At 41.8% G+C, this 21,115-nt stretch carries 20 protein-coding genes and 1 pseudogene; 4 read left to right on the top strand and 17 right to left on the bottom strand.

Translation table 11 applies throughout. The features are described from left to right. Nucleotides 1–137: 137 nt before the first annotated feature. On the top strand, nt 138–1,256 hold the full coding sequence (locus FC98_RS06295; RefSeq protein WP_056949328.1) for a helix-turn-helix domain-containing protein: 1,119 nt from the start codon (nt 138–140) through the stop codon (nt 1,254–1,256). A gap of 840 nt (nt 1,257–2,096) precedes the next feature. Here FC98_RS06295 and FC98_RS06310 read toward each other — a convergent pair. The 12 genes from FC98_RS06310 to FC98_RS06360 form a co-directional block, all read right to left on the bottom strand. Beyond that, on the bottom strand, nt 2,097–2,807 hold the full coding sequence (locus tag FC98_RS06310; RefSeq protein WP_056949331.1) for an MIP/aquaporin family protein: 711 nt from the start codon (nt 2,805–2,807) through the stop codon (nt 2,097–2,099). 324 nt (nt 2,808–3,131) lie between these two features. Then, nucleotides 3,132–3,719 carry a histidine phosphatase family protein gene (locus FC98_RS06315; protein ID WP_054655749.1) on the bottom strand — a complete coding sequence of 196 codons (588 nt, stop codon included), beginning with the start codon at nt 3,717–3,719 and terminating at the stop codon, nt 3,132–3,134. Continuing rightward, on the bottom strand, nt 3,719–4,477 hold the full coding sequence (gene cobS, locus FC98_RS06320) for an adenosylcobinamide-GDP ribazoletransferase (protein WP_056949332.1): 759 nt from the start codon (nt 4,475–4,477) through the stop codon (nt 3,719–3,721). Before cobS ends, FC98_RS06315 begins: the two co-directional genes overlap by 1 nt. 32 nt (nt 4,478–4,509) lie before the next feature. After that, nucleotides 4,510–4,959: a hypothetical protein gene (locus tag FC98_RS15145; RefSeq protein ID WP_235803590.1), complete on the bottom strand. Its 450-nt coding sequence runs from the start codon at nt 4,957–4,959 to the stop codon at nt 4,510–4,512. 36 nt (nt 4,960–4,995) lie between these two features. After that, nucleotides 4,996–5,256 carry a hypothetical protein gene (locus FC98_RS15150; protein ID WP_235803591.1) on the bottom strand — a complete coding sequence of 87 codons (261 nt, stop codon included), beginning with the start codon at nt 5,254–5,256 and terminating at the stop codon, nt 4,996–4,998. Nucleotides 5,257–5,337: 81 nt separating this feature from the next. Beyond that, nucleotides 5,338–5,850 (bottom strand): ECF transporter S component, encoded by a 513-nt coding sequence (locus FC98_RS06330; RefSeq protein ID WP_054655751.1) that lies wholly within the window; start codon nt 5,848–5,850, stop codon nt 5,338–5,340. 375 nt (nt 5,851–6,225) lie between these two features. Next, nucleotides 6,226–6,705, bottom strand: coding sequence for a hypothetical protein (locus tag FC98_RS06335; RefSeq protein ID WP_054655753.1), 480 nt, complete (start codon nt 6,703–6,705; stop codon nt 6,226–6,228). A gap of 75 nt (nt 6,706–6,780) precedes the next feature. Further along, nucleotides 6,781–7,845, bottom strand: a complete 1,065-nt coding sequence (locus FC98_RS06340; protein WP_008857418.1) for a HoxN/HupN/NixA family nickel/cobalt transporter — start codon at nt 7,843–7,845, stop codon at nt 6,781–6,783. 745 nt (nt 7,846–8,590) lie between these two features. Further along, nucleotides 8,591–9,478 carry a polysaccharide deacetylase family protein gene (locus FC98_RS06345; protein WP_056949333.1) on the bottom strand — a complete coding sequence of 296 codons (888 nt, stop codon included), beginning with the start codon at nt 9,476–9,478 and terminating at the stop codon, nt 8,591–8,593. Then, nucleotides 9,471–9,776 carry a hypothetical protein gene (locus FC98_RS06350; protein ID WP_008857413.1) on the bottom strand — a complete coding sequence of 102 codons (306 nt, stop codon included), beginning with the start codon at nt 9,774–9,776 and terminating at the stop codon, nt 9,471–9,473. Before FC98_RS06350 ends, FC98_RS06345 begins: the two co-directional genes overlap by 8 nt. Before the next feature lie 2 nt (nt 9,777–9,778). Further along, nucleotides 9,779–10,993 (bottom strand): glycosyltransferase family 2 protein, encoded by a 1,215-nt coding sequence (locus FC98_RS06355; RefSeq protein ID WP_056949334.1) that lies wholly within the window; start codon nt 10,991–10,993, stop codon nt 9,779–9,781. A gap of 12 nt (nt 10,994–11,005) precedes the next feature. Next, nucleotides 11,006–12,145, bottom strand: a complete 1,140-nt coding sequence (locus tag FC98_RS06360; protein ID WP_008857411.1) for a family 20 glycosylhydrolase — start codon at nt 12,143–12,145, stop codon at nt 11,006–11,008. A gap of 975 nt (nt 12,146–13,120) precedes the next feature. Between FC98_RS06360 and FC98_RS06365 the strand changes: the two genes are divergently transcribed. After that, nucleotides 13,121–13,390: a helix-turn-helix domain-containing protein gene (locus FC98_RS06365; RefSeq protein ID WP_008857409.1), complete on the top strand. Its 270-nt coding sequence runs from the start codon at nt 13,121–13,123 to the stop codon at nt 13,388–13,390. Between the two features lie 207 nt (nt 13,391–13,597). On the opposite strand, the gene FC98_RS06370 is transcribed toward FC98_RS06365, so the two are convergent. The 5 genes and pseudogenes from FC98_RS06370 to FC98_RS06390 all read right to left on the bottom strand — a co-directional run bounded on the left by FC98_RS06370 (nt 13,598) and on the right by FC98_RS06390 (nt 19,170). After that, nucleotides 13,598–14,710, bottom strand: coding sequence for an amidohydrolase (locus FC98_RS06370; RefSeq protein ID WP_054655975.1), 1,113 nt, complete (start codon nt 14,708–14,710; stop codon nt 13,598–13,600). A gap of 391 nt (nt 14,711–15,101) precedes the next feature. After that, the gene (locus tag FC98_RS06375) at nt 15,102–16,730 is read right to left on the bottom strand and encodes a peptide ABC transporter substrate-binding protein (RefSeq protein WP_008857405.1); all 1,629 of its coding nucleotides are present in this window, start codon (nt 16,728–16,730) and stop codon (nt 15,102–15,104) included. A 350-nt stretch (nt 16,731–17,080) separates the two neighbouring features. Then, on the bottom strand, nt 17,081–17,524 hold the full coding sequence (locus FC98_RS06380) for an HIT family protein (RefSeq protein ID WP_054655969.1): 444 nt from the start codon (nt 17,522–17,524) through the stop codon (nt 17,081–17,083). Nucleotides 17,525–17,583: 59 nt separating this feature from the next. Beyond that, nucleotides 17,584–18,474 (bottom strand): annotated as a pseudogene (locus FC98_RS06385) (sensor histidine kinase). Between the two features lie 15 nt (nt 18,475–18,489). Beyond that, on the bottom strand, nt 18,490–19,170 hold the full coding sequence (locus tag FC98_RS06390) for a response regulator transcription factor (protein WP_008857402.1): 681 nt from the start codon (nt 19,168–19,170) through the stop codon (nt 18,490–18,492). 188 nt (nt 19,171–19,358) lie between these two features. Between FC98_RS06390 and FC98_RS06395 the strand changes: the two genes are divergently transcribed. Then, nucleotides 19,359–20,288: an ABC transporter ATP-binding protein gene (locus tag FC98_RS06395; RefSeq protein WP_008857401.1), complete on the top strand. Its 930-nt coding sequence runs from the start codon at nt 19,359–19,361 to the stop codon at nt 20,286–20,288. Then, nucleotides 20,281–21,051 carry an ABC transporter permease gene (locus tag FC98_RS14215; RefSeq protein ID WP_040471768.1) on the top strand — a complete coding sequence of 257 codons (771 nt, stop codon included), beginning with the start codon at nt 20,281–20,283 and terminating at the stop codon, nt 21,049–21,051. The genes FC98_RS06395 and FC98_RS14215 overlap by 8 nt, the downstream gene beginning before the upstream one ends. The last annotated feature ends 64 nt before the right edge of the window (nt 21,052–21,115 follow it).

The raw sequence follows: 21,115 nt of genomic DNA on the forward strand, positions 1-21,115 counted from the left end.
TAAAATAACAAGAAAGTATCAATTATTTTTCAAATTTATCTTGTAATCGTGAATTGATTATCATAAAATTAGCTGTAGGTGGAAGCGGTTCCACTATACAATTGTAATTAGCTTCATCTATGACTGGAGGAACGGTAATGATCACGTATTCTCTCGAACAAAAGGGCTATCAGACACTCGCTGAAGCAATCAATACTTTCTCAGGTATCACCCAAATTGATACAGCGTTCTATACTTTGGATGGTCAACTTTTGAAAAATGGTAGTATTTTTCAAAAACCAGAGGAAGTTCAGCACAGCCTCAGTGGCTACTCTGATGAAATCTTTTCGATCTTTCCGGTAACCATGAATTACAAACTTTGGGGGCTCGTTATTTGTAATTCGGTAAATGTTTCACAACAACGTATCTCGTTATCAAGAAACTACTTAGAAAACATTATTGGTCAAATATTTGAATCTGACAGCGATGTTAAGATCGTCGTTTGGGACGCGCTTGGCAGTGAGGGACTATCCGCGATTCGTAACTTTGATACGTATCTTCGAAATGAAACCAGCAAAAAGATTTCTTCAGCACCAATTGAGTCCATGCCCGCAATTGACGGCCATGAACGATCACATTCGACGTCTCTCAATGATGATACTTCAGGCAACATTTACCATAGTTTGCAAGCCTGTCTCAATTACATTAAAAACAATATTGATCAAACCATCTCTTTGGATGAGGTTGCACAACATGTCTTTTTATCGCCATCTTATTTAAGCAGGATCTTTAAAAAAACAATGCATGTCAACTTTATCGATTACATTAACAATCAAAAAATTGCTATCGCAGGTGAACAGCTTTGCTTAACCGAATCACCAGTAAGCCACATCGCTAAGCAGATTGGTTTTGCTCAAACCAGCTACTTCACAAAGATCTTCAAACAGCATACTGGCCTAACTCCTTCTGAATTCAGACAGCGTAACGCTTCTATCCAAAAAATTGTCACCATTCATCGTGACCTCACTTGGAACGACAGTGACAGTGTTTACGATATCTCAAAGCAATATTTCCAAGATCATGACATTAGCTATTATTCACAACCCGTTAACGGTTTCCCATACATCAATAGTATTGCTGGACTGGCCGATTCTTCTGGACAACGCGGTTGGATCTTTACCGTTGATTGCAAACAACCTAACGCTTCATCCATGCTTGTGCCCATCAAAGGTAAGTCCGTTATTCAATGGATTTATACGGAATACCCGGGCGATTAAAAATAATTTACTGATATCAAAAAATCCTTCAACCGCATTTTACGACGCGTTGAGGGATTTTTAATTGACATTTTCCGTTGCGAAAACGTGCCTCGACCAACTGATGCTTAACATGCAAGAAAGGCCCCGCCTATAACTTCAAAAACCGGCTGCTTTCTTGGCTGCCGTTGCGAAAAAACGTGCCTCAACCAACTGATGCTTAACATATAAGAAAGACACCCTCTATAATCCCAAAAACCAGCTGCTTTCTTGGCTGCCATTGCGAAAACGTGCCTCGACCTACTGATGCTTAACATATAAGAAAAGCCTCTCCTATAATTCCAAAAACCAGCTGCTTTCTTGGCTGCCGTTGCGAAAACGTGCCTCAACCAACTGATGCTTAACATGTAAGAAAGGCCCCGCCTATAACTTCAAAAACCGGCTGCTTTCTTGGCTGCCGTTGCGAAAAAACGTGCCTCAACCAACTGATGCTTAACATATAAGAAAGACACCCTCTATAATCCCAAAAACCAGCTGCTTTCTTGGCTGCCATTGCGAAAACGTGCCTCGACCTACTGATGCTTAACATATAAGAAAAGCCTCTCCTATAATTCCAAAAACCAGCTGCTTTCTTGGCTGCCGTTGCGAAAACGTGCCTCAACCAACTGATGCTTAACATGTAAGAAAGGCCCCGCCTATAACTTCAAAAACCGGCTGCTTTCTTGGCTGCCGTTGCGAAAAAACGTGCCTTAACCAACTGATGCTTAACATATAAGAAAGACACCCTCTATAATCCCAAAAACCAGGATTATAGAGGGTGTCTTTCTTATATGAACGCATCAACCCGTTGGTCTCGGCACTCTAACCCTTTAATGCGAACTGAATCGCTGCCGCTAAGATACCGCCGGCTAATGGGCCACACATTGGTACCCACGCATAATTCCAATAAGCATTTCCCTTATTTGGAACTGGCAAGATTGTGTATGCCAAACGAGGACCCCAATCCCGGGCTGGATTGATCGCGAACCCCGTGGTCGTACCTAATCCAGTACCAACAACGAAGATTAACGCACCAACAATAAATGGCTTAAGCCCTAAAGTAAAGTTACCTAAGTTCAATAGAATAAAAATAAATGCAAACGTTGCAAATAATTCTGAGATAAAGTTGAATAATGGTGATTTGATTGCTGGCCTAGTTGCAAAGATACCAACTTGGTTTCCTGATGCTTCATCAGGCGTTGCCTTGAAATGCGGTGCAAATTGTATGATAACCAATGCTGCACCAACAAAAGCCCCTAAGAATTGACCGGCAAGATATGGCAATACTTGACTCCATGGGAAGAATCCAAAGCATGCAAATCCAATTGTGACAGCGGGATTTAAATGCCCCATTGATCCAAGTGATCCGGCAACATAAACCCCCATGGTAACGGCCATACCCCATGACAAGCAGACAAACGTCCAGTTGGCACCCTTGGCGTAAGCCTTGTTTAAATTAAATCCGGCACCGGTACCGGCACCAAGCATAATCAAAATCATTGTGCCAAAAAATTCACCAATAAAACCATCCATAAATATACACCTACCCTTGTATTTGATAAGCCATAATCGACGCATTAAGAATAGCATATGTTCAAGTGAAAATATTCACCTATTTGTTTTTCTCTTTGACATCAAATTGGTTGTTTGGTGCAAAATAGTGTAATTGGTCAAAATGTTATAAGTGGATTTTCGAATAAATATCGTTTAAATCCGATATTAGTTGCTTAAATTTCCACTTTTGAGATAAAAATCGAGGGATAAAAATAAAGTTACAATCCTGAATTGAATTCAAAATTGTAACAGTCGAGGCTTGCAAACATAATTTTAATATTTCAAACTATTCCGAAAACGTTATCAAACGTTTAACTTAATTAGCTTAACTTTGGCACCAGTTGCTTCATACAATGAATAGTCCCCAGCATTAAACTTTACTGACCACCAGTCAACATCCGGATACCAATGATGATGAAGCGTTCGGAGAACTCCCAAATGCGCAACCAGCAATATGGTTCCATCACTAGGCAGGCTCATTAAGTAGTGGTCAATCGCTTTAATAACCCGCTTTTCGAAATCATGAAAGGGTTCAGCCCCTTCAGGCGTTACATCAAACGGTGCTTTAAGCCACTTCTCCCAAACATCTGGATAAGCTGCTTCGACTTCATTAGCGTTTTTACCTTCCCAATTACCAAACGGCATTTCGTCAAATTCCTTGTCAACGATCACCTTCATTACAGAATGATTTCTTTCAACCGCTTTTAATGTTTGCTCAGTCCTTTTCAAATCACTCCGGATAGCAAAGTTAATTGGGACCGTCTTCAACTTTTCTGCCAATTGGTCTGCTTGCTGCAAACCGGTATCATCTAACTCAACATCGGTTTTCCCGTAATATTTCTTTTCTCGGTTATACGTGGTTTCGCCATGTCGGCTGAGTAGTAATTTCATCAGATCACCTTCACTAATGCTGCTAATACTAACAGAAAGACAATTTGGCCAAGTTCGCCATAGGCCCCAATCGTATCACCGGTAAAACCACCAAGTTTACGGTTAATGTAGTGCCGATAAATCCAGGCACAAGCAATTAACGCAACGTAAGCAATTAACCCACTAACGCCTAAAATCAAGCCAATCACAACGATCGCAAATAACTGTGAAATGGCAATTCGCCACGGCGAAACCCCAGTCCATAGCGCACCCAAGCCTTTTGTCTTGCCTGCATAGACCATTTTATAGAACAAGAGAACCATGCCAGTCTTAGCAACCATTGTGGTGACAGCAGCCAACCCAACCATCTGCCATAACTTTAAATAAGGAGCCGTCACAATTCCGGCGCCCATTACAATCGCATAAAAATACGTTAATGCTAAGCTACCCATGGTTCCAATTCGACTATCCTTCATGATCTCCTTAATTCGATCAATGGTTCTAGAAGAATATAAGCCATCAGCCGTGTCCGCAAGGGAATCCAAATGAAAGCCACCAGTGATCAGCCCGTCAGAAATCCAATACAAAATCCAGGCAAACCAAACCGGAAAGATCATGGTCATTAACCAAAAAAAGAGCGCCTCAATGCAACCGATTAAAAATCCAAACAACGTAAAATATTGAATGCTCTTTTTAAATCGGCTCGTGGCATCTTTTATTTCAAACGGAACTGGAATTCTTGTAAAAAATTGTGTCAATAAAATCAACGACTTAAACATTAACTATCATCCTTAGTAATTAGAATTTATATTTATGAGACTCGCAACTTGGCAAGTAATGTCATTTTCGGAAACGCCTGCTCAAATTGCTTCTGTTTTGACTCGATAATCGCAACTAAGACAACCGTTGCCGGCCCTGCCGACTGATTTTTATCAGCAGTACCTAAATCAGCAATTTCTTCGATTTTAGCCCGATGAGTTTCAGCCATCTGAACCATTTCGTAACGCACTCCTCGTGACCCAACTGGCAGCATGTCCACCACGGCCCTATTTCGGCGAATTTTGCAGACAACGTCGTATGAAAAAATGGTTGCTAAGTGCTTTTTGACTTCCTCACCAACGTATGGTTTGCCCAGCTGGTAAACCAACAACGTGCCCGTTACTTTGGTTGTCGCGGCGTTAGTTTGATGGGCTTTGCCGATTACCGTCACACCAACTGAAGTCGTCTTTGTTGGCATATTGTCTTCCGTACTGCCATTCAAAGGGATATCGGCCACCCCAGCTTTTTCGAGTTCTTTTTAAATCCCCCAAATCACGCGCTCAGCTGTTGGCGTCATTTCATTACCAATTGTGTCGACCACCGTTAGCGGGTCAGCCCCAAAACACAGCAGCTCCAGTAACGGTGCCCGAACAGAATATGCCGCTGATATTGCGGGGTCAATCAAAACCGTATCAAGTTCTTTTTCACCAATTCCAGCACTGCAATCACAGGCAATTACCAACGTATTGTGAGCATCTAACTCAACGATTGAAAGATCACGGAATCGTTTACCAGCCATAGAAACATGCCTCTTTTCATACTACCTTTTCCAATATGAATTCACTTCAAAATTAATGTTTGCTGAATAACCATTCTGTATTTATGAATGAAGTCTTAAGAATGGGGCTTCCTTTACCCGCTTTGGTAAGGCCGCGTAGATAATTTCACAAACAATTAGGTTCAAAACTGTCGCAATCGTTAACGGGACAAAATAGACGTACACCGCTTGTTTCAGCAATGGATACATGAACACCAATTCAATCGGTACGTTAATAGCATAACCCACGATATCCGCAATAATGACGCCCTTAATGGTTCCCTTGCCAAGTCGTTGTCGAAGCCATCCAAACACAAGCATGCAGACCCCCATTGCCACCGCAATAATGAGATGAATTGGCAGTGTCAACGGAAATCCTGCTAAGGCAGCAGATACCAAATGGCCAAACACGCCAAGAAAGCCACCAAAAATCGGTCCTAATAGGATCGCTCCCAGAAAAGCTGGTGCGGAGTCAAAAGCAATTGACCCCATAATCTTAACGTTAGCCCCACTCACACAAAGCGCCAGCAACATGGCGGCCAACACCACCCGCTTCAAACTATTTGAACTATTCATAAAATCCGCTTCCCATCTTAACAATCGTATAATTTCAAATTCAAGAAAATCATAACATTAATTGTGAACCATTCAACATGATTAATAAGATCGGTAAAGAATGTCGTATAAAAGAACAAAAGTGAGCGGAACAAAGCGCTTAGAAACCGGAGCATAAGTCGGCCTATTCAGAAATTCCCGAGCTTGGAATTTTTGAATAGGTTGCTTATGCGCAGGCTTTTGCTTTGTGGAGCGGTCCTAAAATCAGTGAGCGGAGCAAAGCTCACCCACAAATGCTTCTCGGTACAACCCGGTTTTAGCTAGCACATCCAAAACAAAAAAGGCTAAGACAAAACCACTACTTTGCCTTAGCCTTTATCCTAAATTTCGTATTAATCACTTATTCTGATAGTAATAATTAATTTGTGCTTTTTTGCCAGCACCATCCGTATTGAGATACGAATACATTTTCAACGCGGTCTTACCATTATGGTTAACTTTCTTAAAGTATAGTGGGTTATTTACATCAATCAGAGTCAACTTCCAATACCCGTTTCGATTAACCTTACTAGCTACCTTAAACAAATACTCACTATCCTTAGTATTAGTGTATTTATCAACGTTATCATAGAAAGTAATTGCCTGATAGTTATTGCCAGCTATTTTGGCTGCTCCCTGCTTAAAGGTATACTTTGTCAACTGATATTTAACGGCATTTTTACCAGTTATGCCATCAGAATAACTGCCGTACCAAGTCCCTTGTAGTGCCTTTGGAATTGGGTTGGCGGCTGCCTTAGCATTGGCCGTAGCGGCTGGTAAAATTGCTGCTAAAGAAGCAGCGGTAGCGAGAACGGTTAGTGTCTTACGAATGTGCATTAATCTATCCTTTCTTTTCCGTAAAAAACAATTGAGGGTAGTCTAACAGAAATCAATGCACTATGCAAAGCAACCCTATTTAGCTTGATTGTTCTTCTGCATAAAATCGGCCCGCTGCAGTGCTTCATCCTTCTCTTTAAGTGCCTCGTCCTTTTCATTCAAGTTAAATACCTTCCAGCAAATCAGCGCAACACTCCACGTGATAATGAATAGACCAACTAGCATGATCCCTAGAATATTAAAATTCAATGCCTGCGCCCATTTGATGATGAAAAAGTGGGAATGAATATCAGATCCAAAGGCCTGCAAAACGTCAACGATTCCCACAAAGAAAGCGGCGGTTACCGACAAGCCAGTTAACGCCAAATTATAATAAACCTTGCGATAAGGTGATGAGAACACCCAACTGTATGCCGTGCTCATGAACAGACCATCGCTTGAATCCATTAAGCACATCCCTGCGGTAAATAATAATGGAAATGAGAAAACGGCAAACCAGGGAATTCCCTTGCTGGTGGCAACGGCTGAGGTTGCCAGAACAGCAATTTGCGTGGCAGTATCAAATCCCAGTCCAAACAAGAAGCCAACACAGATAACTTGCCAGTTGTGATTAATCAAATTAACACTCTTTTTAAAGAATCTGAAGATCCTGGTATCAGTTGATTTGTCAGCCTGCTCAGTATTACCAGCATTAATTGCCTTAAATGACTTCCAAATACCAACCAAAATAACTAGATTAATGGTCCCTAAGAGAATTAACATGAACCCAGCAAATAACGTTCCAAAAATCCCCCCAACGTTTTGTAAAGCTGGTAATTTAGTTTTTGACCACTCGACAAAGAAAATAGTAATTAACGCCATGATAATGACAACCAGCGAATGCCCTAGTGAGAAGTAAAAACCAACACCATGGGTATTTTTGCCATCGTTTACCAGTTTTCGGGTCATGTTATCAATCGCTGAAATGTGATCAACGTCAAACGCATGCTGAAGGCCAAACGTAAACGATAAAAACGCCATCCCTAATAACGCGGGATATTTATTAAGATAAGAAAATACCAGAACCCATCCAATCACAAAGATTGATAATACATAACCGCCAAACTTAGCAATGTCTGGCTTAAGTGCGTAATGAACCATTGGCCCATTTGTTGAACTTTCCAAAACGACCCCTCCTTGAAATAAGTGAGCGGATCCAGGCGGTTAGAAACTGGTGCATAAGTCTCCCTGAACGTGAATTCCTGGTTTTGGAATTTGTGTTTAGGGTGCTTATGCTCTGATTCCTGATCTGCGCAGCTGTCCTTGATTCCGCTATATTATCAAGATAAGCAATATTCAATTATGAAACGAAACGATTAGTTATTGTTTATGGTGATTGTGTATACTTTTACAAGCGCACAAAGTATAGCACCAGGGAGACCCATTTTATTAGTAAATTTTCGTGATGTTAGTTTGGTGTTGCGGGAAATTGTAACTATTTAGAGTGAGCGGCGTAAAGCGGTTAAAAGCCGGAACATAAGTCGACCTATTCGGAAATTCCCGGGCTTGGAATTTTTGAAGAGGTTGCTTATGTACAGGCTTTTGCTTTACAGAGCTGTCCTAAAATCAGTGAGCGGCATAAAGCGATTAAAAGCCGGAACATAAGTCGGCCTATTCGGAAATTCCCGGGCTTGGAATTTTTGAATAGGTTGCTTATGTTCCGGCTTTTGCTTTACAGAGGCTGTCCTAAGACAAAGTGAGCGTAGCAGAGCGATTAACAATCGGAGTGTAAGTCTCCTCTACCGAAAATCCCTGGTTCTGGGATTTTTGGTAGAGGTGCTTACGCGCAGATTGTTGCTCTGCGGAGCTGTCCTAAAATCAGTGAGCGCCATAAAGCACTTAGGAACTAAACCAGCCATCGCTTAATGCTTGGCCAACTGCTCGTATTCACAATTACTCTAGGTGTTTGTTTTAAGTTACTGTGGCTAGTCACAATACCATCGTTCAAAGTTAAAACGACTTTTAATCGGCGCTGTTCGTCCAAGAACTTTTGAATCTGCGGGGTTCCACTTCCGTATGGGTACGTAAAGATTGGTGACTGATAACCAATCTTTTCTTTCAACACTTCTTGGCTAGTGGCGTAATCGTGTTTGAATCTCGTATAGTTTCGTGGCAGGTTGAACACAGGCGTGCCATTATCTACTAAGTAATGCATCCGGTTTGTATGAACCCCAAAGGTCACTAAGTTGCCCGCTTGTTTCTTCATTTTTAGAATTGCCGGCCAGGTTGCCAACTTCGTCCCCTGCTTGTACCAACCAGTATTACCTGTGATAATCGAATCGGTAAATGGATAGTGATGCTTTAATAATACCGGAAAGGCATTATCGATCATGGTTCGATCAATATCGTCAAAGGTAATCACAACTGATTTTCCACGAATCGGTTCATGATCGTTAACCTTCTCAATCAATTCAGGCATTGAGATAACTTTGATATGGTGAGCCTGAAGGTAATTCATCTGTTTTTTAAACTCCGGCAAATTGACATTAAAGTCATGAAATTGGCTATTTGGTGAAACATTTTCATCAAATCTCACCATTTGATTGCTACTCAAAATTCGGTGGTAGCAAAGGACCATCACCCCATTTTTAATGTGATCATCATGGCTTGAAATGGCGTAGCTAGGGCGATTACCAAGTTCGTATTCAATGTTGTGATGGGTACTAATTGCGAGTAGCGCTAAAAAGACGGTGATCAAACCAGTTAAAATCCATTTGCGACTTGTCTTACTCATGGTCCTTCGCCCTCTTTTCTAATTGATGAATCCGCCACCAGCCAAAAACAATCATAATGATCGCAACAGCTAAGACTAACAGTGCAAAGATGGCGTACGAGTGAAAGGAAAGGTTCAAAACCAAGTAATCTGAAACCAGGGCATCTGAGTAAACGTTAAACAAAAAGCAGACATTGATATAAATGACATAGCCGGCAACTACCCATAACGCAATTAAAATAAGTGCTCGTCGTAAATTTGTTAATAACGAGGAACGTCTTCGAATAATCAACCTCGAAAAACGATTTTTCTTCTTCATGGTCAAAGCCCCCTATCCGGACTGCGCCAGCTGCCAACATGGGTAGGATCCAGGAAGAATGAGCCAAGCGCGGTCAAACAGCTTACCAAGTTAATGAACCAATAAAAAATAACGTATAGCGGTAATAGAAGAAGATCATGCCAGCTAATAAAATCAGATTGCTTTGAATCAGCATACCCGATTAAAAATTGAACCAAACTAATTAATAATAGAAGAAACAGGATAACGCCATCCATAATGAGATCACCAGTAAACAGCACGGTAATCAGATAAAATAAGGTCACAAACGCGCAGCTAATTGCCCAAAGATCACTTAATACCATGTCCATCAGTAACCACTGTTCACTCAGTGTCCCGGTGACAAACATTTTTCGATTCCGAAATAGAACTTCAAATCCGCCACGGGCCCACCGACGACGCTGATGAATTAAATCCTTAATCCGCTCCGGAACGAGAATCCAGGCAACTGACTGCGGACAATATGCGACCTGCCAACCGTGATGATAAAGTCGCCAGGTCACATCAATGTCTTCAGTAATCGCGTCAGCATTCCACCAACCAGCATCCGCCAAGGCTTTCTTTCGATAAGCCACGACAACGCCGGAAACCGTTGTAATGTGACCAGTCACAAACGCCTGACCACGCTTAATAATGTCAATAACCCCCACGTATTCAAGCAGTTCAAGCCGACCAAGAATGCTCGTTCGGTTACGAACAATCGGTTTGCCAGCAACGGCGCCAACACGGGGGTCATTGTAGAACTGAGTCAGCATCGATCCCAAAACATTTTTATCGACGTAACAATCAGCATCTAAGCACAGTAGAAACTTGCCCTCAGCTAACTTTGCGCCATTATTAAGGGCATTGGCCTTCCCCTGGTTTTTTTGAATATTAATGATCTTCACTGGGAAACGTTGCGCATATTTATCAGCTAACTGGTGCATAACTCTCAGCGTATCATCCTGGCTACCATCGTTGATCAAAATTAGCTCGATTTTGGCATACCTAATGTTGGCAACCGATTCAACGACATTTTCAAGAGTATCCGCTTCATTATGAGCCGGAATGAGTACGGATACCAAGTCAGTTGGCTTACCATGATGCAAATCTTTTAATGGGACACGGTGCTGTTGAATTGAGAAAAATACTGATCCAATTATCCAGACCGTTGACACGATGACCGGATACAAAATAACAAACGAGCTAAGTGTATTCATCGCCTTTCCCCCCTATGCTGGCTTTCTAGCCAGTACGAAAAATTCTTTGACAAATTTTTGACCCGCCGAATAAATTTGGTTGTCAGAAATTCCCCCGGCAGAATCCGCCCAGAACGATGCGCTACTGCCAACAATGCCATGAAGCGATTTAAGCTTAGTAACGTGATCCGTGTGCCATAAAGTTGGCTTCCAGTATTGCTTCATATCCTTGATCATGTAAGACACGTTATGGGCTTTAAGATTATCCTTAGAAATATTGAAGTATAAATAATAATCGTTGTAGTTAAACACCTTGAAATGGTTACGAATCAATCTAGGCATTGAAGCCCAGGCTTTCTTTCGTTGAGCACCTAACTGACCTGACTGATCGGCTGTCCAATTCCAATAGGTCACTTGAATATGATGATTTAATTGGCTTAATTCACTGTTCAAAAAGCCATCGTTCCAGGCTTCAGGAGTAAATCCCTGATTTTCAACGTTTTTACTAGTAGCGTTCAAGTAATTAATGTACGCTGTGTTTTTGCTGAGCTTATCGGTAAATTCATCGCCCCCCAAGTGGAAGCGGGCATTGGGCTGATTAGCAAACTGCTTGCCAATTTCGTTATCCATTTTTTCAACAAACGCAATGCTAGCTTGATTAAGATGTAATTCACCACCGTAGCTCTTTGACTGCCAGCTAAGTTGGCTCGCTAGTTTACTTTTACCGTTAGCCTTCATTGTGTTCACCAAGCCGGTAACGTGAGCAGGCGTATCAACTTCCGGGATCAAAGTAACACGGTGTTTCTTGGCATCATTTAGTAAGTATTGAATCTGGCCCTTACTATAGAAAGCTTGGTGGGTCTTTTTATTTCGCCAGATCCCGTTTTTCTTAGTGGCATTTTGAATTGTTTGACCGACTGTCTGGCTTTCGATTGCAAAGTCCTTGTCATCCGTTAAGTGCAGCTGAATAAAGTTACCATGATTAGCCGCAACCAAGTCAACAAATTTCACTAAGGTCGAAACATGGTAATGGTGCCGAGAAAGATCTAGCGTTACCCCGTTGAACTTGCCGTCATTTTCCTGATGAGTTGTCTGAGCCGGCTTAGCTTCTGAACTGCATCCCATTAATAGCAACAGTAACGGTAATAAAAATAACCAACGTTTATCCCCCATTAAATCATCCCCTATGTAAAGTGAGCGGATCCAGGAGGTTAGAAGGCGGAGTATAAGTCTCCGTTAACGAAAATCCCTGGTTCTGGGATTTTGGTTAACGGTGCTTATACGTAGACTTCTGCCTGGAGGAGCTGTCCTAAAAAACAAGTGAGCGGAACAAAACGGTTAGAAAGCGGAGCCTAAGTTAGGCCGTTCAGAAATCCTGGGCTTGGATTTTTGAACGGAGTGGCTTAGGTGCAGCTTTCTGCTTTGTGCAGCTGTCCTATGTAAAGCGAGCGGCGTCAGGCGTTTAGAAGCCGGAGTGTAAGTCTCCTCTGAGAGAAATTCCTGGTTTTGGAATTTTTCTCGGAGGTGCTTACATGTAGGTTTCTGCCTGACATAGCTGTCCTAACATAGTGAGCAGAGCAGAGCGGTTAGGAATCGGAGCGTAAGTCTCCACTACCGGGAATCCCTGGTTCTGGGATTTTTGGTAGTGGTGCTTACGCGCAGGTTCCTGCTCTGCGCAGCTGTCCTAAAAACTGTTACAGTTTTGAAATCTATTTGTAACATTTAGGTAGGTCTATCCTAACAAATTTCTTCGAAAATGCCATCAACATTTACGCGATTGTTAGAAATATTAGAATGTCTTAATAATTAATTAGAAAGACTATTAAACCAAATACGATTTAGAAAAGTGATTAATGACACAATAATAACTAGTACTCTTTTCGTATTTACTATTGTAGGAACATGGATTTATTAGAAAAAAGCAACACCTTTCATGACACTCAATAATGGATAACCCTGAAACCAATGTCACTGTGCCGATACCCATTTACACAGAGAAATTAAAAAGAAGATCCCATGGTTCAATTCCAGAATAATTGGTAAAAACGGAAAAAGGCCAAAATATTAACTTTTCTGAGGGATTAACCCGAGCTTTGGCGGAAAAACTGCTAAAATGATTAATGTGTATCATCATTAATAAAGGAGAACATGCAAATGCCAACGCTGAATCAACCAAAAATCAATTCGCAACTTCTGACCCCTGCTGAAACAAAAGTAGCCGAAGTCTTAACTTCCCTGCGTTCAGAACGAATTAAACGGGGAATTTCCCAAACTGATCTCGCCGACCAAATTGGTATGAAACAACCCCAATTAGCTAGAATTGAGCGCCTTGACTCAACCCCGTCACTTACGACCATCGACCGCTACGCCCGCGGACTGGGCTTTGAGATTGGGCTATCATTGATTACAAGGGGTTAGAAAAACCAATGAAAGACTATTGCAGGTGCTCATAAGTAATTCCCAGATTAATCATCAAGTTGGTAAAAATAAACAGCCTAGAAAAGAGCCATTCAAAAACATTGAGAATTTTTTGAATGGCCCTTTTTTAGATTGTTATCCTCTGTCAGTGTTTAATTTAGGCGCGATGATCATTTTATGGCATTACAACGCATCAACTATCTATTCTTAATTTCTCGTTAACCTCACCACGTCAATCATCATTCTAGCACCATCCAAAATCGACTCACGTTCAAACGTCATCCCAGGAATGTGCAAGCCAGGATTCAAGTTGCACCCCAACCCTAACATCGTCGTCTCATCCGCAATCCCATCATAAGCATAAAAGTGAAAATCATCGCCACCGGGTGTATCAAGAGCATCTATCAAACCGGCTGGCCCCAAAACATCCGTGATCGCTGAACTCATATTGGCAATTGCTTTTTGGCTTGGAATAGCTGCTGGTGAAAAATCATTACCATCCAGCGTAACCTTAATGTCGTCGGTTTGGACACTATCCATTGCCTCGAACGCCCGTTGTTGTAACTCATCCATCAAGTCGTTTGTCCGCGCCCGCAAATCAATCGCGAAAGTGCCGTAATCTGGAATAATGTTAGAGGATTTGCCAGCCTGAAACATCGTCGTGGTGACCGAGTAGGGCAATTTAGTATCCAGGTTAATTCGCCGCAATTTTTCATTCAACTCACTAAACGCGTCAATAACATTAGCCCCTAACTCGGGAGTTCCGGCGTGGGCTGTCTTGCCCTTAATCGTTACCCAGTATGTTCTAGTAGCGGCAGCTGGAATAATTGGCTCCGCTTGCTTGGCCCTCACCTGGACTTCTGGGCAAACGTGGAGACCATACAAATAGTTCATGTGAGGCAGCCTACCGCTTTTAATGACCTTTTCCGCTCCAGTAACCGTTTCTTCGGCTGGCTGAAAAATCAATTTCAACGTCCCAGTGAGGTCCGCAGGGTTATCAACGTAATATTGGGCAACTGCCAGTACAATTGCCATATGCGCATCGTGACCGCAGGAATGAAAGACACCTTCCTTACCTTGATAAGTCTGCCTCAAGGCGTCAATATCGGTTCGCATTCCAATTACTGGCGACCCGCTCCCCAACGTGGCAATTAAACCGGTCATATTCTCGAACTGCTCATATGGGATACCCATCTCATCGAGTCGCTTCGCTAGATATGCTGTTGTGTTAACCTCTTTGAAGGCCGTTTCACCATGTTCGTGTAACCAATCAAAGTCTGTGAAAATTTGCTTGTCATTTAACGTGATTGTATTTTGCATATTAGATATCCTCCTAGTCCCTGAGACGACTTCACTTTAAAATTTGCTGCATACGTATTTATCATAAACACCAAAAATCTCAACCCGGGGATTTCTGCTGCTGAAGACTTTTGCTCCGATTCCTAATCGCTTTGATACGCTCACTATTTTAGGACAGCTTCTCAAAGCAGAAATCTGCGTGTAAGCACCTATCGAAAAAATTCCAAGCCCGGGAATTTCCCCGATAGGAGACTTACACTCCGATTTCTAACCGCTTTGCTCCGCTCACTATTTTAGGACAGCTATGTCAGGCAGAAACCTGTATGTAAGCACCTCCGAGAAAAATTCCAAAACCGGGAATTTCCCTCGGAGGAGACTTACACTCCGGTTTCTAAACGCCTGACTTCGCTCACTACTTTACCTTATACGCATTCTTCAACGTAATTCCCTGTGCTGCCGCGTAGGTAATTCCCTTCAACTTAGGATTATTTAACCGGGCAATCTGTCCCTGGTTGACCGCTAAAATTGCCTGATCCTTCATTGCAATCTGCTGGGCCTTTTGAAAATCAGCGTACCGTTTGGCTGCATTTCTAGAGTCAACGCCATTTGCCTTAGTGTAATAGTAATCGTATTGCTTGTTGCTATAATTACCAGCATTATTAGCGTTGTCGGTATTTAACAGCTGGAAGAATTCGTTTAAATCAGGGTGAGATGCGATCCAGTTGCTAAAGCCGAGATCATAGCCGGTCTTATTTTGCATCGTCGTAATCGCTTGAACCTTAGGCTGAACATCAATGTTAATGGTGAGTCCCTTAAGGTTCTTCTCTGCGGACGATTGAACGAACTCGGCTGAATTTCTAAATGAATCTACGTCGTAGCATACCAAGCTCAAGTTGAGCTTCTTAATTCCTAACTGCTTCAACCCTCTTTGCCAGTATTCTTTAGCAAGCGTTGGGTTATAGGCAACACTTTGAGCAACCTCAGAATCCTTTGCGAAATCTTTACCCGTCCTTGGATTCTTAGAAATTGCTTCTGGGGCAACCCCATAAGGTGCCTTGGCGCCGTTTTTCAAAACGTTGTTCACTAACGCTTTGCGGTTAATTGTCAGTGAGATGGCTTTCCGAATATTGAGATTCCGTAATGCCTTTGTCTTGAAATTATAAGCAATGTAGTCCGTTTCACCACTTGGATAACTTAAGTACCCCTTGTTATTCCTTTCGTGGGCGGCTTGTTGGCCAGCTAAGGTAATATTATCGAGCTTTCCAGATTGATATAATGACAGCGCCGTTTGGGCATTTTTAGTAGTCACAAATTTAACCTGATCCAATTTAACGGCTTTCTTATCCCAGTAGTTTGGATTTTTCTTAAGCGTCCAACTTCCCTTGGCAGCTGACCAACCGCTAACGGTGAATGGCCCATCGTAGACCATTTTGGTTGATGACGTCCCATAAGCCTTACCGTACTTTTCAATTGCGTTTCGATTTTGTGGCAAAAACGGGACTAACGCACATAAATATTTAAACGATGGAGTCGGTTCAGCTAACGTCACTTGGAAAGTGTTTCGGTCAAGTGCCTTAACACCTAACTTGTTGACGGCCATTTTCCCCTTTTCAATCTCCTGTGCGTTTTTAATTGGTAAATACATATATGAATCAGCAGCCTTGGTAGCTGGGTTAACCGTGCGACGCCAGGAATAGACAAAATCATTGGCGGTAATTGGATCACCATTGCTCCACTTCAGGTTCTTTCGTAGCTTGAATGTATACACCGTGCCGTTAGCAGTTGGCTTGACTACCTTCTCCGCTAACCCTGGTTCAACCTGAGTACTGTTCTTCATGCGATACAGGCCCTCTTCGGAATTATTAACCGTCCCTAACGCGCCCACGTCGGTGATCATTGATGGATCTAATGACGAGATATCGGCCTGCTCCATGATGGTTGCGACCCTTGGCTTTTCTTTAGCACTTCCGTTAGAACAACCAGCTAACCCTAACCCCAATATTCCGATAGTAATCGTGATAATTTCTAATCTTAATTTCATCTAGATACACCCCTTGATTTCCCAATAAACGCTACGATATAAAAAAAACCCTCTCAAAGCACAATGCTTTGAGAGGGCGAAGAAACGCTGTTCCACCTCTGATTTACAATAGCCTCACGACTACTGCCTCAGTAAGTTCAATGACTTATCATGATAACGGCATGATCCGTGCCAACCTACTAAACGAGAGTCGTTCCGCTGGCCTGCGATTAGCTGTGGTTCGTTTCTCTATTCATTCTTTCAGCCAAATGAATGATCTCTGTAAATTAGAAACTACTTAGACTAATCCCTGCTTTTTAATGTGGCTATAATTTATCTCGTTTAATTAAAAATGTCAAGCTATCTTTTTGTCATCTCAAAAATTCTGTAATCCGATGCCGTAACTCACCGTCTCGTTCAGGGTTATAAGCGTATCGCTCATTAACCCAATGATCAGGACTATACAGCCATACCGGTTTCTGTAGTCTTTTGGCCGGTTCAGTTTGATAGCGTGGAAATACATGGGCGTGCAAAAAGTTATCCGTGTTACCTAAAATATCATAATTAATTCTCAAAGCACGGGTCGCATCAAGAACCGCGTCACCTAAGATACTCATATCAAGCAGGAAAGCCTTCCGTTCGGAAATTGAGAGATCATTAAGGGACGACACCTGTCGCTTGGGCAATAAAACAGAATATCCTGGCAAAAACTGAGTGTCACCAAAAACAGCAAAGCCACCTAGGAGTTCTGCCATCACCATTGGATTAGTCCCGTTAATAGCTGATTTAATGCGATTATCTTGCCAATTTATCATGCCACTCTCCTTAATTTGAAAATTACTTAATTATAAAAACCACTGTCGCAATTATGATCTCACCCTGCTTGATACCTAAACGTTAACATCACCACAAAATAACCATCCTCGTGTTGAATACGAAACCTGCCACCCAAAGTTGTGATTAACGACCGCACGATGTCCAATCCGAGCCCAACACTTTGATTTGTTTGGGTAACATCTTCCGTCACAAACCGATTGGTTGATTGGCGATTTGCCAACAGTGGCCTGGCCGTCTGATTTTTAAATGTAATCTGAAAATGGGTTGCATCCTTCTCTTGCAGTGAAATCACCACCTGCCCATCCGCATATTTCAGTAAATTGCTAATCAAGTTCTGAAACACCCGCTCCAACAACGTCTTATCCGTTTGAATGGTAACCGCTGGCTTAATATTAATTGTCATTTCCAACCCTTTGGCCGTTAAGTCATCATAGTAGTTAAATAGTTCCCCTTCCAGGGCTTTTGAAACGTCCACCTCAGAAAGTGATAACTGGGCGTTTTTTTCTTGAAGTAAATTAAAATCCATCAAATAATGCAAATAGTAATTCACTTCCAACAAATTGTTCTCAATTCGCTGATACTGATGGTGGTTGTCATTATTCTGACGATTCTTATCCAGCAACTGAATATAGCCGATTGCCACGGTTAACGGTGTCTTAATATCATGGGTCAAATTGGTTAGCATCTGCTTAATTTGTTTTTCCTGCTCAACCTGCTTTAATCTGGCCGCCCGGGTTTTAATCAGACTAAAATTAACCGACTGCGCCAACCGACTAAACAGCGGCCATCACGTATTGGTTGTCACTTCAGCGTTGGTATCATGGGCATTGATATAGTTGAGCTCCCGATTAATCCGCCGAACCTCAGTTATCATAATCCCGATGATTCCCATCAAGACGATACATATCATGATCAATACAACTGTCATTTCCTCAACTCCTGACTAAACCAAGCGAACCCCAATCCCCCAAATCGAAATGATGTACTTATTTGGGGTTCCTGCTAAATCGTTCACCTTATTTCGGAGGTTACTAATATGGACGTTCAAGGTGTTTTCGGCGTTTAAATATGGTTCACCCCACACCGTTTCGTACAGATTTTCTTTTGTAAATACCTGCTTTGGATGTGCTAATAGTAACTGCAGGATTGCGAATTCCTTTTTGGGTAAGGGCAGCTTCTGACCATTGATCACGACTTGATGATCGCTGGGATTCAGCACAATTGCGCCATAGGTTAACTTGTTTTGTTCATTGAGTGGCTTCGTTCGTTGCCGTAATTGCACTTGTACCCGAGCAAGAAGTTCATCAATATCAAATGGCTTGGTAAGATAATCGTTGGCCCCCTCTTCCAGCAAGGCGACAACCTTTTGCTTATCCTGAATTGCCGTCAACACCAGCACTGGTACGGCTGACGTCTTACGAATTGTTTTCAGCACACTTTCACCGGTTACCTGAGGCAACATCAAATCCAAAATGATGAGATCAGGCGCTTCCGTGTTAAATTTGGCTAGCGCACTGACGCCATCAACAGCTTCAACAACCTGATAATCATTGGCAAGAACATCCCTTAGTAAGTCGCGGACATCTCGATGATCTTCCACAATTAAGATTTTAGTATTTGTCATCAGTTTTACCCCTTGTCTGTAAGTATGCGGAGCCAGGTTTCTACCTGACACGGCTATCTTATTACTGTTAAGTTTAACTTTAATTATCTCTCACCACAATTTAGGATTAATTAAGGTTTTGTTATTCCCTGACTTAATATCTGCAGGTTATGATTAATTTATCAATTAAATCAAGGAGGCATAACCAAATGCCAGAGGCTATTTTAAATTTTCAAAACGTTAGTAAAAAGTTTGGCCACTTCCAAGCCCTAGATTCAGTGTCATTTCAAATTAACCGAGGTGACATCTACGGCTTGATCGGTGAAAACGGTGCCGGTAAAACCACCATTATGAAGCTCATCACCAAATTATCACCACTACGGAAGGGATCAATTTCATTATTTGGTGAAACAAGTTCCCACTATCAGCAGGCGCTTAAGCGAACCGGGGCCATGATTGAATCCCCAGCCGCTTTCAAAAATCTAACCGTCGTTGAGAATTTAAAAATTATCGCAAAGCAAAATGGCCTACAGTCAAAAAAGGCTATCGATGACGCCATTGATTTTGTCGGCTTGACTGCAAAGAAGAAGACTAAAGCCAGACACCTTTCATTAGGCCAGCGACAACGACTTGGGCTCGCAATGGCCGTCTTGCCCCATCCCGACTTTTTGATTTTGGATGAGCCAATCAACGGTCTGGATCCAGCTGGCATTATTGAAATTCGGCATTTACTTTACAAATTAAATCATGAGCAGCAGACCACCATTTTGATTTCCAGCCATATCTTGTCAGAGCTTTATCAAGTTGCCACTAAATTTGGCTTTATCCATCATGGCAAGTTTATTAAAGAGGTAACTAAAGAGGAACTCGATAAAGAAAAAACGGCCGGGATTACGCTTGAAGTCAACGACGTTTCCAAGGCCGCCGAAGTCCTTGATTCTTCAAATATCAAACCTTTCTCAGTTCCAAACGACCACAGCATCTTCATTCAAAAGGCTGATTTAGATACTGGTCATCTCAGTCAACTATTAGTTATGAATGGCGTTGTCTTGAATGGGCTAAGTAAGCAAGAAGGGTCATTAGAACAATATTACACGCAATTAATGAAAAAAACGGATGAAGGTGACCAACGTGATTAATCAATTAAGGGCAGACGCTTATCGCCTTACCCGTTCAACGGGCTTTTACATCATGCTAGTGTTAGTGGTTAGTTATAACGCGTTGATTACTAAAACTAAGTGGTTTGGAGGCATTGTAGGTAACGTTAGCGAAAAAGCATCGGATCACTTAACCCACACAAGTTGGTCAATGATTGACGGTGTTCAAGGTTCAACAATATCAGCAGGTTTACTGATGTATGTCCTTATGGGATTATTTGTGATCATCATTGGCTATGAATTTAGCCAGCAAACTTACAAAAATACACTGATCTCTGGTATCTCAAGGCTTCAATTCATTTTATCTAAGTATGTTGCCATGCTCATTAGTATCCTTATGACCATTGCGGTCTATTTTATAACCACTATCGTCACAAGCTTAATTTTTGGCAGACGAGTTGGTACTTCGTGGATCCATTTATTAAGTGTTGGCTCATCAGCAACCATCGCCATTACTTTTTTCATTAGTATTGTATTTAGCATGGCAATTTTGCTACTAATGTTCACAAATTCAGTTATTATTAGTTCGTTTTTTATCGTTATTTTTCCAGTTGCAGTTATGATTCTTCATACACGAGCTAATTGGAAGTGGTTAAAATACATCGATTTCTTTAGTGCCAGTAATAGAATTAGTCTTGGTAATATGTCCATTGTGGAGTTTAGCCCCTATGTCCTAACTTGTGGCATTATTTTAATTGTTTGCATCGGACTGTCGTTACTTATAATTAGAGAGAAGGAGCTTTAAAGTGACGTTTAGGTATACCAAACAAATTTTATATAGAAAAAACTATTGGAGCAATTTTATACAC

Origin of the sequence: Lentilactobacillus kisonensis DSM 19906 = JCM 15041 (assembly GCF_001434135.1) — a bacterium.
Lineage (GTDB): Bacteria > Bacillota > Bacilli > Lactobacillales > Lactobacillaceae > Lentilactobacillus > Lentilactobacillus kisonensis.

Coding starts and splice junctions, on each gene's coding strand:
- FC98_RS06295 (WP_056949328.1), top strand. CDS start 138: ATGATCACGTATTCTCTCGAACAAAAGGGCTATCAGACACTCGCTGAA.
- FC98_RS06310 (WP_056949331.1), bottom strand. CDS start 2,807: ATGGATGGTTTTATTGGTGAATTTTTTGGCACAATGATTTTGATTATG.
- FC98_RS06315 (WP_054655749.1), bottom strand. CDS start 3,719: ATGAAATTACTACTCAGCCGACATGGCGAAACCACGTATAACCGAGAA.
- cobS (WP_056949332.1), bottom strand. CDS start 4,477: ATGTTTAAGTCGTTGATTTTATTGACACAATTTTTTACAAGAATTCCA.
- FC98_RS15150 (WP_235803591.1), bottom strand. CDS start 5,256: ATGGCTGGTAAACGATTCCGTGATCTTTCAATCGTTGAGTTAGATGCT.
- FC98_RS06330 (WP_054655751.1), bottom strand. CDS start 5,850: ATGAATAGTTCAAATAGTTTGAAGCGGGTGGTGTTGGCCGCCATGTTG.
- FC98_RS06335 (WP_054655753.1), bottom strand. CDS start 6,705: ATGCACATTCGTAAGACACTAACCGTTCTCGCTACCGCTGCTTCTTTA.
- FC98_RS06340 (WP_008857418.1), bottom strand. CDS start 7,845: ATGGTTCATTACGCACTTAAGCCAGACATTGCTAAGTTTGGCGGTTAT.
- FC98_RS06345 (WP_056949333.1), bottom strand. CDS start 9,478: ATGAGTAAGACAAGTCGCAAATGGATTTTAACTGGTTTGATCACCGTC.
- FC98_RS06350 (WP_008857413.1), bottom strand. CDS start 9,776: ATGAAGAAGAAAAATCGTTTTTCGAGGTTGATTATTCGAAGACGTTCC.
- FC98_RS06355 (WP_056949334.1), bottom strand. CDS start 10,993: ATGAATACACTTAGCTCGTTTGTTATTTTGTATCCGGTCATCGTGTCA.
- FC98_RS06360 (WP_008857411.1), bottom strand. CDS start 12,145: ATGGGGGATAAACGTTGGTTATTTTTATTACCGTTACTGTTGCTATTA.
- FC98_RS06365 (WP_008857409.1), top strand. CDS start 13,121: ATGCAAATGCCAACGCTGAATCAACCAAAAATCAATTCGCAACTTCTG.
- FC98_RS06370 (WP_054655975.1), bottom strand. CDS start 14,710: ATGCAAAATACAATCACGTTAAATGACAAGCAAATTTTCACAGACTTT.
- FC98_RS06375 (WP_008857405.1), bottom strand. CDS start 16,730: ATGAAATTAAGATTAGAAATTATCACGATTACTATCGGAATATTGGGG.
- FC98_RS06380 (WP_054655969.1), bottom strand. CDS start 17,524: ATGATAAATTGGCAAGATAATCGCATTAAATCAGCTATTAACGGGACT.
- FC98_RS06390 (WP_008857402.1), bottom strand. CDS start 19,170: ATGACAAATACTAAAATCTTAATTGTGGAAGATCATCGAGATGTCCGC.
- FC98_RS06395 (WP_008857401.1), top strand. CDS start 19,359: ATGCCAGAGGCTATTTTAAATTTTCAAAACGTTAGTAAAAAGTTTGGC.